Annotated in this window: 18 protein-coding genes; 15 read left to right on the forward strand and 3 right to left on the reverse strand. The window is 47.3% G+C overall.

Going from position 1 to position 14,112, the window contains the following annotated elements; all coding sequences use genetic code 11:
- The 15 genes from HWY38_RS07480 to HWY38_RS07550 all read left to right on the forward strand — a co-directional run.
- Positions 1-4,055: transglycosylase SLT domain-containing protein (locus tag HWY38_RS07480; RefSeq protein ID WP_263433293.1), on the forward strand; the 4,055-nt coding region annotated here is incomplete at its 5' end.
- The gene (locus HWY38_RS07485) at positions 4,048-4,707 is read left to right on the forward strand and encodes a LysM peptidoglycan-binding domain-containing protein (protein WP_007610816.1); all 660 of its coding nucleotides are present in this window, start codon (positions 4,048-4,050) and stop codon (positions 4,705-4,707) included. The genes HWY38_RS07480 and HWY38_RS07485, both read left to right, overlap by 8 nt.
- Positions 4,708-4,720: 13 nt before the next feature.
- Positions 4,721-5,698, forward strand: a complete 978-nt coding sequence (locus HWY38_RS07490; protein ID WP_224181579.1) for a phage portal protein — start codon at positions 4,721-4,723, stop codon at positions 5,696-5,698.
- Entirely contained in the window at positions 5,698-5,964 is a 267-nt protein-coding gene (locus HWY38_RS07495) for a DUF2577 family protein (RefSeq protein WP_224181580.1), read from the forward strand. The genes HWY38_RS07490 and HWY38_RS07495 overlap by 1 nt, the downstream gene beginning before the upstream one ends.
- 103 nt (positions 5,965-6,067) lie before the next feature.
- Complete coding sequence (locus tag HWY38_RS07500) at positions 6,068-6,493, forward strand: DUF2634 domain-containing protein (RefSeq protein WP_003154825.1); 426 nt, start codon at positions 6,068-6,070, stop codon at positions 6,491-6,493.
- Positions 6,486-7,532, forward strand: coding sequence for a baseplate J/gp47 family protein (locus HWY38_RS07505; RefSeq protein WP_007610819.1), 1,047 nt, complete (start codon positions 6,486-6,488; stop codon positions 7,530-7,532). Before HWY38_RS07500 ends, HWY38_RS07505 begins: the two co-directional genes overlap by 8 nt.
- The gene (locus HWY38_RS07510) at positions 7,516-8,094 is read left to right on the forward strand and encodes a YmfQ family protein (RefSeq protein ID WP_007407262.1); all 579 of its coding nucleotides are present in this window, start codon (positions 7,516-7,518) and stop codon (positions 8,092-8,094) included. The genes HWY38_RS07505 and HWY38_RS07510 overlap by 17 nt, the downstream gene beginning before the upstream one ends.
- On the forward strand, positions 8,091-8,363 hold the full coding sequence (locus HWY38_RS07515; protein WP_224181581.1) for a hypothetical protein: 273 nt from the start codon (positions 8,091-8,093) through the stop codon (positions 8,361-8,363). Before HWY38_RS07510 ends, HWY38_RS07515 begins: the two co-directional genes overlap by 4 nt.
- A 2-nt stretch (positions 8,364-8,365) precedes the next feature.
- On the forward strand, positions 8,366-9,988 hold the full coding sequence (locus HWY38_RS07520) for a pyocin knob domain-containing protein (protein WP_174737428.1): 1,623 nt from the start codon (positions 8,366-8,368) through the stop codon (positions 9,986-9,988).
- A gap of 12 nt (positions 9,989-10,000) precedes the next feature.
- Entirely contained in the window at positions 10,001-10,372 is a 372-nt protein-coding gene (locus tag HWY38_RS07525; RefSeq protein ID WP_224181582.1) for an XkdW family protein, read from the forward strand.
- 4 nt (positions 10,373-10,376) lie between these two features.
- Positions 10,377-10,574 carry an XkdX family protein gene (locus HWY38_RS07530; RefSeq protein WP_007610833.1) on the forward strand — a complete coding sequence of 66 codons (198 nt, stop codon included), beginning with the start codon at positions 10,377-10,379 and terminating at the stop codon, positions 10,572-10,574.
- Between the two features lie 56 nt (positions 10,575-10,630).
- The gene (locus HWY38_RS07535; protein WP_224181583.1) at positions 10,631-11,392 is read left to right on the forward strand and encodes a phage portal protein; all 762 of its coding nucleotides are present in this window, start codon (positions 10,631-10,633) and stop codon (positions 11,390-11,392) included.
- Positions 11,393-11,443: 51 nt separating this feature from the next.
- Positions 11,444-11,707 (forward strand): hemolysin XhlA family protein, encoded by a 264-nt coding sequence (locus HWY38_RS07540; protein WP_003154815.1) that lies wholly within the window; start codon positions 11,444-11,446, stop codon positions 11,705-11,707.
- Positions 11,708-11,720: 13 nt separating this feature from the next.
- Complete coding sequence (locus tag HWY38_RS07545) at positions 11,721-11,984, forward strand: phage holin (protein ID WP_224181584.1); 264 nt, start codon at positions 11,721-11,723, stop codon at positions 11,982-11,984.
- Between the two features lie 13 nt (positions 11,985-11,997).
- Entirely contained in the window at positions 11,998-12,876 is an 879-nt protein-coding gene (locus HWY38_RS07550; protein ID WP_007407257.1) for an N-acetylmuramoyl-L-alanine amidase, read from the forward strand.
- A gap of 34 nt (positions 12,877-12,910) precedes the next feature.
- Here the strand turns inward: HWY38_RS07550 and HWY38_RS07555 are convergent, their stop codons facing one another.
- From HWY38_RS07555 to HWY38_RS07565, 3 genes are all read right to left on the reverse strand, one after another.
- Positions 12,911-13,036: a hypothetical protein gene (locus HWY38_RS07555; RefSeq protein WP_003154809.1), complete on the reverse strand. Its 126-nt coding sequence runs from the start codon at positions 13,034-13,036 to the stop codon at positions 12,911-12,913.
- A 96-nt stretch (positions 13,037-13,132) separates the two neighbouring features.
- On the reverse strand, positions 13,133-13,303 hold the full coding sequence (locus tag HWY38_RS07560) for a type II toxin-antitoxin system SpoIISB family antitoxin (RefSeq protein WP_003154807.1): 171 nt from the start codon (positions 13,301-13,303) through the stop codon (positions 13,133-13,135).
- Entirely contained in the window at positions 13,304-14,050 is a 747-nt protein-coding gene (locus tag HWY38_RS07565) for a type II toxin-antitoxin system SpoIISA family toxin (RefSeq protein ID WP_007407256.1), read from the reverse strand.
- Positions 14,051-14,112 lie beyond the last annotated feature (62 nt).

Genomic DNA, 14,112 nt, shown 5'->3' on the forward strand with positions numbered 1-14,112 from the left:
GTCCTGCAACGATATTAGCCGAACTGGACAAGTTCACGACCTCATTCATGGGGAAAGTAGACGAAATCGCAAGCAAGTTCAGCCCTGCAACGATTTTAACTGAACTGGACAAGTTCACGACTTCATTCATGGGGAAAGTGGACGAAATCGTAAGCAAATTCAGTCCTGCAACGATATTAGCCGAACTGGACAAGTTCACGACCTCATTCATGGGGAAAGTAGACGAAATCGCAAGCAAGTTCAGCCCTGCAACGATATTAGCCGAACTGGACAAGTTCACGACCTCATTCATGGGAAAAGTGGATGAAATCGCGAGCAAATTCAGCCCTGAGACGATTTTAGCCGAGCTGGACAAGTTCACGACCTCATTCATGGGAAAAGTGGACGAGATCGCAAGCAAATTCAGCCCGGAGACGATTTTAGCAGAGCTGGACAAGTTCACGAGCTCATTCATGGGAAAAGTGGACGAAATCGCGAGTAAGTTCAGCCCTGAGACGATATTAGCCGAGCTGGACAAGTTCACGAGCTCATTCATGGGAAAAGTGGACGAAATCGCGAGTAAGTTCAGCCCTGAGACGATATTATCAGAACTGGATAAATTCACTGATTCATTTATGAAAAAGATAGATGACGTTGTCAGCAAATTCAGTCCGGAGGCCATATTGAAAGAGCTGGATCATTTTACTGATTCGTTTATGAAGAAAGTCGACGACGTTGTCGGTAAATTCAGTCCTGATAAGCTAATCGACCGCGCCGAACAATTTGTAAATGACACGATCGACCGAATTTCTGAGAAATGTGATTTTCTCAATCCCGATAAGATTTTGGAAAAAGTGGAGCAGTTTACATCCTCACTGTTCGGAGGCATTGATAAAAAGTTCGGCAAATTCAGTCCTGATGCGATCATCGAAAAAGCCGAGGCATTTGTTGATAAAATTGTCAGCAAGATTGCAAAGAAATTTGAGAAATTCAGCCCGGACAAAATCATCGAAAAAGCCGGGGAATTAATAGAAAAAATATTTTCAGGAATCGCTGAAAAATTAGGCAAACTCAATATCGGCGGATTATTAGGAGGCGGCACGAAAAAAGAAAAGAGTAAGGGCAACAGCCCGAAGCGTCCTGATCTGACAAAGGGTCCGCAGCGCACGGTAACAGCGCCAAAATCTTCAGGAAAGTCAGCCAAAAAAACCGGCGGGGCTTTGGGGGGCTGCTGCTGCTGTACCGGAGTGACGAGGGGCAAAAGCAGTAAAGTCGAAGAGCGGAATAAATCTTCAAAACGAGGTTCATCCGCAAAGGGAAGCAAACAGGCATCCGTAAATACGCCGAAAACAAAAGGGGCAGGTAAAGGCATCGGCGCGCTTTTGAAAGGCTTGGGAGATTCAAAGGCGCTAAAAGGCGGTATGAAAGGGTTAAAAGGTGCCGCTAAAGGAATTCCCGGCATAGGTGAATTGTTATCACTCACTGATTTAGCCGGCATCAATAAAGATAATGCAGGAGAGAAGGTCGGCTCAGCAGGCGGCGGTCTTGCCGGAGCCGCGGCCGGAGCGGCAATCGGCAGCGTTGTTCCCGGAGTGGGCACATTAATCGGCGGCGCGGTAGGCGGCATCGCCGGCAGTTTAGGCGGTTCCAGCTTGGGAGAGGCCTTTGATTCAGGAGCTTTGAAAGACACGTGGAATGATATTTCCAAAGCGGCGCAAAGTGCTTGGACAACAATACAAGATACTTGGGGAAGCGTTTCATCCTGGTTCATGGAAAATGTATGGACGCCGGTTTCATCAGCTGTCGTCGGAGTGGCGACAAGCATCTGGTCAAATATCGTGAATGCGTGGACAACGATTCAAGGGATTTTCAGCACGGTGTCATCCTGGTTCATGGAGAATGTATGGACGCCGGTTTCATCGGCTGTCGTCGGAGTGGCAACCAGCATCTGGTCAAATATCGTGAATGCGTGGACGACGATTCAGGGTGTCTTCAGCACAGTATCCGGCTGGTTTATGAGCACGGTGTGGGGGCCCGTAAAATCGGCTGTCGTCGGAGTAGCGACGTCCATTTGGAGTAAAATCACAGGAGCTTGGGATAAAATTAAATCCGTTTTCAGTACGGTTTCCGGCTGGTTCATGGATATTGTCTGGAATCCGGTGAAAGACATGGTGAAAAATGTCGGTAAAGGAATATCAGATGCTTTCCAGACTGCTTTAGATACGGTAAAGGGTATATGGAAAGGGTTAAGCGGCTGGTTTGAGAAACATATAAAAGAACCTCTTGTAAAAGTGGGAACGGCCATATCAGATGCTTTTTCTGCAGCATTCGACTGGGTGAAAAAGATTTGGGATAAAACCGGCGGCAAAATGATTTCAGGCATAATGAACTTTGTCACAGGAGGCGGCGGAGATAAAAAGAAAAAACCAGACAAAAACGCCACAGGCGGCTACATTACAAAGCCGACCATTTCCTGGATTGGTGAAGCCGGTAAAGAATTTGTCATCCCCGTCGACAACAATCGCGGACGCGGAAAGATGCTGCTTTCACAAGCTGCGTCTAAGCTCGGCATGCGTGTTGTCGATGATATGGGCGCGGCTTCGGCTCAGTCTTCTGCTGTTCCGGCGGGAACGGGCAGTGTTTCTTCTTCTGCATCTGTGTCGGCCGCAGCGTCTGTGGATTCTTCCGGATTTGCCGGGACGGCTTCATCACTCGGCAAACAGTTTACTGAAGGCTTTGACAGCGGAATCAGCGAAAAAGCGGTGGATATGGACGGCTGGAAGGAAAAAAACATCGGAACGCCGTTCAATGCCCTCATTTCGTCTTCATCCGGTTACGGAAAGCAAGTCGTTGCGGGCTATGCCAAAGGTCAGAATACTTCGCCGACGGGCACCGATTCATTTTTAAAAACAAAGGTGAAAACACCTTATCAATCGGCGGTTAACCAATCGTCATCATGGGGCGCCGCAACGGTGAAAGGATATTCGGCCGGACAGAATGCAAAAGATACGGGAACGTCGCAATACGTAAGCACACATATCAATAAACCGTTTGTGCAATCAAGAGATTCCGCGAACGGCTGGGGGTCAGGCCTGATCGGACACTTCGTATCAGGGATGACTGCAAAAGGAAGCGAAGTCAAACAGGCGGCCAAAGATATGGCCAAAAAAGTCGAGGACGCATTCAGGGAAGAGCTTGATATTCACTCTCCTTCCCGTGTCATGATGAGTCTCGGACGCTTTGCTTCAGTCGGCGTCGTCAAAGGGCTCAGCTCAGTTGACGTAAAAAAATACGCCGAAAAACAGGCAGGCTCGCTTGCAGCAGCCTTTTCCGGCATGGGTGCAGCGGGAGGAAGCGTCAAAGAGTGGCTTTTGGCCGCAATGAAAGCAACCAATACGCCGATCAGCTGGCTTCCGGGATTAATGACGATCGCACAGCATGAGTCAGGCGGCAACCCTAATTCCATTAATCTATGGGACAGCAACGCCAAAGCCGGACACCCGTCACAGGGGCTTATGCAGACGATTCCAAGCACCTTTGAAGATCACAAAGCGCCGGGCATGAATGATATCAGAAATCCAATTCACAACGCCGCTGCCGCTATCGGCTATATTAAAAGCCGATACGGCTCGATCAGCAATGTCCCCGGGATTAAAAGTATGGCTCATGGAGGCCCTTATGTCGGTTATGCCAATGGGGGTCTGATTACCAAGGAGCAGATCGCCCGTGTCGGCGAAGGGAACAAACGAGAGTGGATCATCCCTGAAGAGCGGGGCATCCGGGGCCGTTATCTGCTGCAAAAAGCGGCTCAAGCGCTCGGCATGGAAGTGTCCGATCCGTCCCAGACGGAATCGGCGGCGCTTTCAGCCGGCACGGTTTCCGCAGCCGTTAAAGGCGGCGGCCAAACCGTTCAAAAAACGGGAACAAAAGAAATTAAAATCGAATTCAGCGGCGATCAGCATTTCCATAACGGACAGGACGCCGACGGCCTCGCCGCCAAAATCAAACAGGCGCTGATTGATGAACTGCAAAAAGACATTTATACCGGAGCAAAGGGGGCTGTTGCTTTTGACTAAATCTGTTTACGAATTTTGGCTGTCTCAGGGGAAGGACAAGCTCCGGCTTCCCGTTCTTCCTGAAGCGATTGATATCGCAAACAGCGTGCAGAATGATTCCGTGAAAGTCACCGGACTTGGAGAGGTGACGTTTATCGAAGAACCGGGAGCGAAAGAAATTTCGTTCTCTTCTTTTTTTCCGAAACGGTACAGCCCGATTGCCGAATATCAAAGCATCCCTTCGCCGGAAAAAGCCATTTCAGCCATTGAAGCATGGATGAAAGCGAAAAAACCCGTTCAGTTTTTGATTACAGGGACAAAAATCAATGTCACATGCAGCATTGAAAGCTTTAATTACAGCGAAGGTGACAATGAAATCGGCGACCGGAATTTTGATATCGTACTGAAAGAATATAAAACCGCTTCGCCAAGAAAAATCAAACAAAAGAAAAAAACGAAAGCGAAGCGCCCGTCCAAAGCTTCACCCAAAACATATACCGTCAAAAAAGGGGATACGCTTTGGGACATCGCCGGCAAGTTTTACGGAAAACACACGGAGTGGCGGAAAATCTGGAACGCGAATAAAACCGCCATGATTAAGCGCAGCAAACGGAATATCCGGCAGCCGGGGCATTGGATCTTCCCGGGGCAGAAGCTGAAGATACCGCAATGAAACGGGTGAAAAGATGATTGAACTATTTGTCATAAAAGAAACGGAGTGGATCGAGCTTGTCACAGAAAGCGTAACGCTGGAAGGACACAGATATCAGGCGCCCCGCTCCATCGAAGCGACGATTGTTGTAAAGCAGGGCAGCCAGACGTATTACGGCGTATCAGAAGGGGATACGGTTTTGTTCAAATGGAACGGAAAAGAACTGTTCCGCGGCGTTGTTTTTGCAAGAACGCCTGATGAGCATACCGTCGCCTTCACCGCATACGATATGCTTCAATACCTTGTGAAAAACCAGGACGTTTACGTGTTTTCCAACAAGCGCGCCGATCAAATATTAAAAAGGATCGCCAGCGATTTTCAAATTCCCGTCACATCCATTGCCAACACAGGCCATACCATTAAATCACTCGTTTTTAAAAATGATACAAGCCTTTACGATATGATGATAAAAGCGTTAAAGCAGACAAAAAGCCAGACGGGGCGCAATTATCAGCTCTATTCAGAAAAAGGCAGGCTCGGCTTGCGTGAATGGCCGGAGCCGTCTGACATATGGGTGCTGGAAACAGGAGTTAATATTACAGGGTATCAATACAGCACCTCAATTGATGACACCGCAACCCGTGTCGTCATGCGGCTGCAAAAAGACAATAAAACGATAAAGGCTTCCGCCTCAGACAGCGCGGGCATGAAAACATTCGGCGTTTTGCAGTATACCGAAACGGTTTCTGACGACATTAATGAAGCCCAGCTGAAACAGCGCGCAAAAGTGAAGCAGGCTGAGAAAAAAGGCGTTAAGAAAGAGCTGAAAAATATACAGGCGATCGGTATTCCTGGGTTGGAAAGCGGGTTGCCTGTCTATATTTCAATTCCGGAAATCGGGCTGAAGAAAACCTATTATGTAGATACGGACCGCCATGAATTCCAAGGAACAAAACATACCATGACGATTGACGTCACGGAGAAAAATTCACTGCCGGAGGGGACATCCTGATGAGATTAAGTGATGCCATTAAACATTTAGCCGTCGGAGCGATTGACGCCGAAGCGCCGGTGGAGCTGATGCCGGCCGAAGTGACCTCCGTTTCGCCGCTCGAGCTGAAACTGAAAGATCACGACAAACTTTTGATTCCGTCTGATGCACTCATTGTGCCGAAGCGGCTGAGATCCGGAGAAGATGATCAGCTCCAGGCGGGAGATCGGGTGATGACCGCCGCTTTAACAGGAGGACAGTCTTTCTTTATACTGGACAAAATTTAACCGGCATCCGGACGGAGATGTACGAGAATATCAGCCTATTAAAGCCGCTTCATCTGCCGAAGAGGGCTTTTTTACATGAACAAATCTAAAAGGAGCGGGTGCAATGGCCCTGACACCGGAAATCGAATTTGAAGATTTGGAGGATGCGAGTGAGGCCGTTGAGACTTCACAAACCTACCGAATTGATTTTGAAAACAACCGGATTACCAATGAACTGATAAACGGACTGGACGCAATCAGACAATTCGTCTATATCGCTCTTCACACAGAACGGTATTCATATTCGGTTTTCAGCCATGATATCGGAAACGAACTTCAGGAAGTGCTTTCAGATCAGAACACGACGGATGCTTATAAAAAAATGGAGATCCCAAGACTGATAGAAGAAGCCTTGCTGTATGATGACCGTATTTTGGCCGTTACCAATTTTGAGATTGAGAAAAAAGATGATGCCTTCATCGTCTCTTTTACCGTTGAAACTGATGAGGGCATGCTTGAGATAGAGGAGGTGCTGGGTGAGGATGTTTGAAGCTCAGACGTTTGACGACATTATGGACAGAATGCTGGCGCGCGTTACGGCGGATATTGATACGAGAGAAGGCAGCGTCATTTACAATGCGCTCGCGCCTGCGGCCGCTGAGCTCGCAAAGTCTTATATTTGGCTTGATACCGTGCTGGAGCTCGTGTTCTCCGATACGGCTCAGGGAGAATTTCTGGACAGGCGTGCTGCTGAAGCGGGAATTGAACGAACACCTGCCACAAAAGCGGTCAGAGCCGGAGAATTCACAGCGGGCATCACCATTCCGCCAGGCTCCCGTTTCTTCGTTGATAACCTGTATTTTCAATATACGGGGGATGGAACGCTTGAATGTGAAACAGCCGGTGAAGCTGGCAATGCCGGCATTTCAGGGCAGAACATGCTGCCGCTTGATACGATACCCGGGCTTGAGAAAGCAGTCATGCGCGATATATTAATTCCCGGCCGTGAGGAAGAAGATGACAACAGCTTAAGGGCGCGCTATTTTACCCGTGTCCGCCGGGAAGCAGTCAGCGCAAATAAACAGCACTATAAACAATGGGCCGAAGAGGTTGACGGCGTCGGCAGGGCAAAAATCTTTCCGCTTTGGAACGGAGCCGGAACGGTGAAGGTTGTCATCACAAATGCGAATTTGGAACCGGCATCAGATATTCTGATCAAAAAAGTAAAGGATTATATTGATCCGGACGAAGGGCAGGGAGAAGGACAGGCGCCGATCGGAGCGGCAGTAACGGTGGAAAGCGCCGTATGGAAGGAAATCGAAATCTCCGCTTCCGTGCTGCCTGAGCTGAACAGCTCGATCGATGACGTAAAAGCGGAGATTGAAAAAGGCGTCCTGAATTTATTTAAGAAAATGGCCTTCGAAGAAAACACCGTCCGTTTATCACAAATTAACAACATTGTTTATAACTCGGCATCCGTCAGTGACTATGCCGATATCAAAATGAACGGTGCGGCGGAAAACCTCGTGCTCAGTGATGTGGAAATTCCTAAACTCAAAGAGGTGACAATCCTTGAGCAGACTCGATGAGATGACGGCGTACCTCCCGCCGTTTTTAACCCGATTAAAGGAGATGGCACAACTGCTTGAGGCGGAAGCTCCTGAGTTTGAGCGGCAGAATAACGATATTTTCGATTTGACAGATCAGCTCTTTATCACGACGGCGACGTGGGGGCTAGACCGCTGGGAAAAAATATTAAAAATACCGCGGGAATCAGGTGACACGGAGGATATGAGACGGCTCAGGCTGATTTCCAAGATGTCGAATATTCCGCCCATCACACATCAAGCGATCGAGCAGGCGCTAAACCGTTTTTTAAAACATCCGTCAGCTTACGTTCGGATGTTTCCGGGGCAGTATCGTTTTTATGCCGATATCGGGCTTGATGACCTGCAGCACATGAACGAGCTGATTGAAACGCTTGAAAAAATCAAACCCGCTCATTTGGCGTATACACTGAGAGCCGCATTAAACGAAACACTGGAAATCAAAGACCGGGTCATTCTCAACAATCGGAGATACCGAAAAGTCAGTGAACTGAAGGTCGGTTATTCCGTCACACTCAACAATAACGAGGTGGTCTTACCATGATATCAGCCGCTTACAGACAGCGTGCCGCAGCCGATCTGAAAAGCAGGATCACAAAAGTGCTGTTAAACGGCAAAGAAACTCCGATTGCGGACATTTCCGTAAAAGATGCCGCAGTCACCGTTCTCACACGCAGGGAAGAAGACATCAAACACATTGAAACCGTGCAGATGCTTGACGAAACAGGAAGCGTCATCACAGAACGAAAAACAAATTTAGATCTCAACAATAACAGAACGCTTGATTTAAGATTTACCTTTGAGGTGGTGTAACGATGGCTTACGAAGAAAAAACAGACTGGCTTCCGGACGATCCGATTAATGAAGATGACGTCAACCGCTGGGAAAAAGGCATAAAAGACGCCCACACGGATCTGGCGGCCCATAAAAACGACATGAACAACCCGCACAAAACGACAAAGGCGCAAATCGGCCTCGGAAACGTGGACAATGTCCAGCAGGCAGCAAAAAAAGATTTTGACCGGCACAATCAAGATCTGGACCGGCATGTGACGAAGGAAGAGCGCCAGAAGTGGAATAACGGGCAATTGTCTAAAATGACAAAAGATAATGGCTCCGCTTTTATTGATATCTCTGACGGACAGGATTTTCATCAGACCGCTGCCAGCCAGAATAAGACCTTTACTTTCTCAGCAGCTGCAACTGGAGTAAATACCCCGCCTAAACCGTCAGAGGGTATATACCTTTATTCTTCAAAGAATAACGGAGAGGCGGCCGCTTTCTCAGATGACGGGGGATTTTGGAGAAAAACGCTGAAAAACGGCATCTGGACGGAATGGATGCCATTTGAAACAGCTGCCGGAGCACAAGCAAAAGTAAATGAGCATGCCGACAAAACAGATCTTCATGTAACCAAGTCTGACAAAGACAAATGGAATGCAGGGCAGTTATTCAATCTGACTGACAATGACGGGAATGCTAAAACGGTAACGGAAACAAACTTAGACAATATAAAAACGTCCGGCATCTACTATATATCGGTTCAGCATACGGAAAATAAGCCTGCGGAATACGGACAATTAATTGTAATGCAAAGAACCCGCGGAGCATCACCGACTTTTGTCCAAATGTTTATAGACACAGCGACCGCCGGAAATCCCATATACGTCCGAAGTTTCAGCACCAAAGGCGTTTGGTCGGAGTGGAGCCAAAGAGAAACAGATGCAGGCTCTCAAGCAAAAGTAGACGCTCACGCCAATAAAAAAGACATCCATGTCACACAGGCGGATAAAAATATGTGGAACGGCGCACAGCTTTCGAAAATAACAAACGATAACGGCGGCTATCTTCTTACAATTGGTGATGATGATAACTTTCTTGAAAAAATCGTTAAAAACGGCAGGGCGTTCGGCACCTTTTATTCAACCGGCAAAGCGGCAAACAGTCCGAGCAATGCTTCGACCCGCGGCATGTTTCATTTTACCTCTCTTGACAGTGAGGGAAAGGGAACGTTTGGGTATGTCATTGCCGTTGATTATAAAAATAATATGTTCACGAACTATTTGGATTTGAACTTGGGCTGGCAGGGCTGGCGTCGCCTCGTTACTGAACTTGATACTGAGAATGTACCTTGGATAAATGTTCCTTATAAAAATGGCGCTAAATCAGGAGACAGGCCGCTTCAATACCGCAAAGTGGGAAACACCCTTCACCTGAACGGACACGTTCTTACGGACAGAGAAGTGGTATTCGGGAGTGTGCCATCCTCTTGTGCGCCGGCCAAAGGCGTTGTAACGATGGTTGCAGCCAGCGGCACCACCGGTTACAGCAAATTTATTATTTATTCTAATGGAGATATGAAGCTGACGGGAATTATGGCCAATATAGAAAATAATGTGAACGGCTATTATATTGACCTTGTTTTGGCACTCACGTAAAGGAGCGAGAATATGAAATTAATATTTCCGTATGACAATGACAACATTTATACAGGCACTCCGATTGAGCTTTATCCGGATTCTGAGACAGGAGATTATTTGATGCCGGCTAACGCTGCGGACGTTCCGCCGGAAATAAACGGCGAAGGCATGTGGCGCCCATTTTTTGATGAAGAGAAACAAGAATGGGTGGAAACGGCTGACGAAGCATATAAAGACAGCTTAAAAAAAGATACGGCGCCCGATTCAAACCAGCTTGCAGGCCTCGGGGGACAGCTGGCGAATGAGAAATTGGCCAGAAAAGCAGCCGAACAAGCGCAGCAGTCACTCGGTAGGCAATTAGCGTCTTTAAAATTAGAATTATTAAACGTAAAAGGAGAATGAAAAAATGAAGAGACTTAACTTTTGGGTTTACGCTTTGTTTTATAAGTGGGCCTCAATAGAAATGGTAAAACAGGCTATGGGCTATGATGACTGCTCTGCCGAAGATCTGGCTGAAGGTGTGGCCGCGAAATATATCACGCCTGAGGAATTTCAAGAAATAACGGGTGAAACATATGAAAATTATAAAAATGCTGTGTCATAAGCCAAACGGCTTTTTTTATTTGTCATTTTTAATAAATGAGAAAAGGAGGACGGCCGATGAAAAAGCATTCATTTGAATTTCCCGCCGATCAACTTGGCAGACCCGGCGCAGTAAAAGCTTATCGCGGTAACAAAAACGATTATGTCACACCGGTTGCTGATTTGTCCGGAATGGCAGAGCTTCTTACCAATACGCCGCTAGAAGCGATTGAAGTTTACAGCCAATTCGGACAAGACCGTTTAGGAGCCGTCTTAATAGACAGAGCACAGGGGTGGGCTTATTCGGACCGCAGCGGAACTCTTTTTATTGAAGAGAGCGAGGATAACAATTCGTGGACGGCTTCACATTCTCTCGCAGTCAAAGGCGGAGTGCTGACCGCTTCAGGGTGGGTCAGCCTGACAAAACGATATTACCGATTCCGTTTTGAAAATGGAAATCAAAAGCAGTCCGAATTTGTTTTATACCAATCTGTCGGTACAGGCGGTGATATGGCGTTTTCATATACAGACGTGATTTTTCATGAAAATGCAGAAGAGGCGGGCGAGGGAAGCATCTTCTCGGCGGGCGCTTGGAAAAAACTTCTCGTCGAAATCACCGGCACGGCTGAGTCGGGCCATGTCGCGTTTTGGGGGAGATCCATCTCGGGAAAAAATGTGCCGATCAGAGGAATCAGGTCTGAAGACGGAACATCAGCCGCCGGTACGTCAGGCACAGAAGAAGTGTGGTCATTTGATATTGCCGGTTTTAAGGAAATCATCATGGAAATCAAAAGCATTTCCGGCGGGAGCCTTTCTGTCAAAGGCACGGCATTTTCTTAAGAATGAAACTTCCGAAGGGAGGTGAGAACAATGTAAGAGGGGGGAGCGGAAGTGCTTCTGGATGAACAAGCGGTGCAAAAAGAATTCGCAGGCATCAAAGGTGAACAAAAGGTGCTTGAACAGCGGGTGGCCGCATTAGAGCGGGTATCCGACCGGCAGGATCAGCAAATCATGACGCTGAATGAAAAACTGAACAAAATTGACGAAAACACAACATGGATTAAGCGGACCATTACAGGAGCGATCGTGACAGCAATCTGCACGGGCGTCATTGGCGGAGCCATCGCCATCATGTACAATCTGTTGCAAAAGTAAGGGGGAAACCGATATGAAACTCGCGGACAAAGGCACGGTCGTCAGGACGGTGCTTCTTTTGCTTGCTTTATTGAATCAAACTTTGCTGATGTTCGGCAAATCGCCGCTGAATATTCAGGAGGACCAGGTCAGCCAGCTTGCAGATACGCTGTATGCCGCCGGGTCGGCCGTTTTTACAATCATAACGACTGCCGCCGCCTGGTTTAAAAACAATTACGTTACAGCAAAAGGGAAAAAACAGCAGGCTTTATTAAAAATAAACAACTTATCGAAATAGGAGAGATGAGAATATGGTAAAAATCACACAGGATTTTATCCCGGCAGGAAACAATAACCGCCCAGGCTATGCAATGACACCGATTTACATTACGGTGCACAATACAGCCAATACCGCAGTCGGAGCTAACGCCAAAAGTCACGCAAGTTATGTGAAAAATCCCGATACACCGACAAGCTGGCATTTCACAGTCGATGATACGGAAATTTATCAGCATCTTCCGCTGAACGAAAACGGCTGGCATGCCGGTGACGGAAACGGGGATGGCAACCGTAAATCCATCGGTATTGAAATTTGTGAAAACGCAGACGGCAACTTTTCACAGGCCGTGGCAAACGCCCAATGGCTCATCCGCACATTAATGACGTCGCACGGCATCCCGCTTGCAAATGTCGTTGCGCACAAGCATTGGTCAGGAAAGCTTTGTCCGAGAAGACTGTTGGATACATGGGATGAGTTTAAAGCGGGAATCGGTTCTGGGGAAAGACAGACGTATACCGTTCAAAAAGGAGATACGCTGTCGGCGATCGCGCGGAAATTCGGCGTCAGCGTGGCCGATCTGCAGAAATGGAATAACATCGCTGACCCGAACCTGATTAAAGTCGGACAAGTACTGATCGTCAGCCCGCCGGTTGAAGCACTGTATTCTCTTCCGGACGAGGTGATTCAGCTGACAGAGCCGTACACGTCCGGCGAAAAGGTATACCAGGTGCAAAACGCGCTCGCCGCGCTTTATTTCTATCCTGAAAAAGGAGCTGTCAATAACGGAATTGACGGTATCTACGGTCCGAAAACCGCAGATGCCGTGGCCCGCTTCCAATCTGTAAACGGACTGACGTCTGACGGCGTCTACGGCCCCGCTGTAAAAGCGAAAATTCTGATGCAGCTTTAACAAAAAAGGCTGAGTCCCGTTCATATTGCGGGATTCAGCCTTTTTTCTTTTTTAACCGGTTCAATAGCCCGAGATTCCTCGCCCGCATCCTCAGCGAATAAGCGGAAAGCCCGAAGCGTCCGTAATCCACAAACTTTACGCGCCTGACAATTTTCTTCACATCATCACCTGTCGCATCTCTTTGTTGGTTTTATTATATGAAAGATAAGGAAAAAAGGAATAAGGACAAGAGCCGTGTCTCCTGTCCTTAGTGTAATCAAGCTTTTTTTTGTTTATACTTGTCAATCAGCCGCTCGTTTTCTTTGAAAATTCTGGCGGTATGAGGGCTGACCTGGTAACTTGCGATACTTGTCATTGAACGTTTTTTAAACATTTTGAACGGTTTCGCTCTTTGTTCCGGCTGCCCGTTTTGAAATGCCTGCTCCATTTAACCGTCACCTTCCTCTTCTATTGGCAGCATTAAATCATAAATGCTCGTTAGCGATGTGAAAAGCAAATAATCGAATTCCGTCAACAGGTTCTCCGACGTGAGTTTGATCACGTAATGGCGGTTCTGGACTGTAAACGGAATAAGCACAAGCCTGCCTTTTTGATCATAGTAGACGTCTTTACGGTTAAGACGGGACTGAACGTCTGCCGCATCAGGCATATGCTCCGTCAAGCGGTCCTTATCCGATTGTGCGGAATAGTCGCACAAGGAAGCCGTGACATTCATTTTTTCGGCATAAGCGGCCAGCAGTCTGCTGATGCCTTCCGCATAAGCTTCTGTACTTCCATAATATACATGGATCGGTTCATTTTTCAACAGATATTGATAGGTTTTCAGTTTTTCAAGATAGGAGTGAAGCATTTCGTTATTTTCTTCTAAAATTTCCCGCGTATCCGTCTCTAATTCATTGCCGGCGAGCTTTTTGATATACGCGCTCAAAAAGATAAACGCATCAATAAGGGCAAAGCAGACGGCAACAATCAAATATTGTCTCCATGCGGCAAAGAGCGATTCAGGATCATATGTCCAATAGACCATGGAGCCCAGTACAAATAGTAAATACCACGTTTTACGGATGGCAAACATTTTTTCTTTTACCTTTGCCTCATACCGCCAGGATGCGTACACATATAAAATGAGTGCGGCCGCCATCGTCCACACCATGATCTGAAAAAACAAAAGCATGAGCATCCCTCACAATTTGAAAAATGGTCTGCTATGTTCATTCTATGTCATGACATCATTTT

It is taken from the genome of Bacillus sp. KS1 (genome assembly GCF_020075515.1).
Classification (GTDB): domain Bacteria; phylum Bacillota; class Bacilli; order Bacillales; family Bacillaceae; genus Bacillus; species Bacillus velezensis.

Excerpts from the sequence above, each read along its gene's own strand:
- HWY38_RS07490 (WP_224181579.1), top strand. The coding sequence starts at position 4,721 with ATGATTGAACTATTTGTCATAAAAGAAACGGAGTGGATCGAGCTTGTC.
- HWY38_RS07495 (WP_224181580.1), top strand. The coding sequence starts at position 5,698 with ATGAGATTAAGTGATGCCATTAAACATTTAGCCGTCGGAGCGATTGAC.
- HWY38_RS07500 (WP_003154825.1), top strand. The coding sequence starts at position 6,068 with ATGGCCCTGACACCGGAAATCGAATTTGAAGATTTGGAGGATGCGAGT.
- HWY38_RS07505 (WP_007610819.1), top strand. The coding sequence starts at position 6,486 with ATGTTTGAAGCTCAGACGTTTGACGACATTATGGACAGAATGCTGGCG.
- HWY38_RS07515 (WP_224181581.1), top strand. The coding sequence starts at position 8,091 with ATGATATCAGCCGCTTACAGACAGCGTGCCGCAGCCGATCTGAAAAGC.
- HWY38_RS07520 (WP_174737428.1), top strand. The coding sequence starts at position 8,366 with ATGGCTTACGAAGAAAAAACAGACTGGCTTCCGGACGATCCGATTAAT.
- HWY38_RS07525 (WP_224181582.1), top strand. The coding sequence starts at position 10,001 with ATGAAATTAATATTTCCGTATGACAATGACAACATTTATACAGGCACT.
- HWY38_RS07530 (WP_007610833.1), top strand. The coding sequence starts at position 10,377 with ATGAAGAGACTTAACTTTTGGGTTTACGCTTTGTTTTATAAGTGGGCC.
- HWY38_RS07535 (WP_224181583.1), top strand. The coding sequence starts at position 10,631 with ATGAAAAAGCATTCATTTGAATTTCCCGCCGATCAACTTGGCAGACCC.
- HWY38_RS07545 (WP_224181584.1), top strand. The coding sequence starts at position 11,721 with ATGAAACTCGCGGACAAAGGCACGGTCGTCAGGACGGTGCTTCTTTTG.
- HWY38_RS07550 (WP_007407257.1), top strand. The coding sequence starts at position 11,998 with ATGGTAAAAATCACACAGGATTTTATCCCGGCAGGAAACAATAACCGC.
- HWY38_RS07560 (WP_003154807.1), bottom strand. The coding sequence starts at position 13,303 with ATGGAGCAGGCATTTCAAAACGGGCAGCCGGAACAAAGAGCGAAACCG.
- HWY38_RS07565 (WP_007407256.1), bottom strand. The coding sequence starts at position 14,050 with ATGCTTTTGTTTTTTCAGATCATGGTGTGGACGATGGCGGCCGCACTC.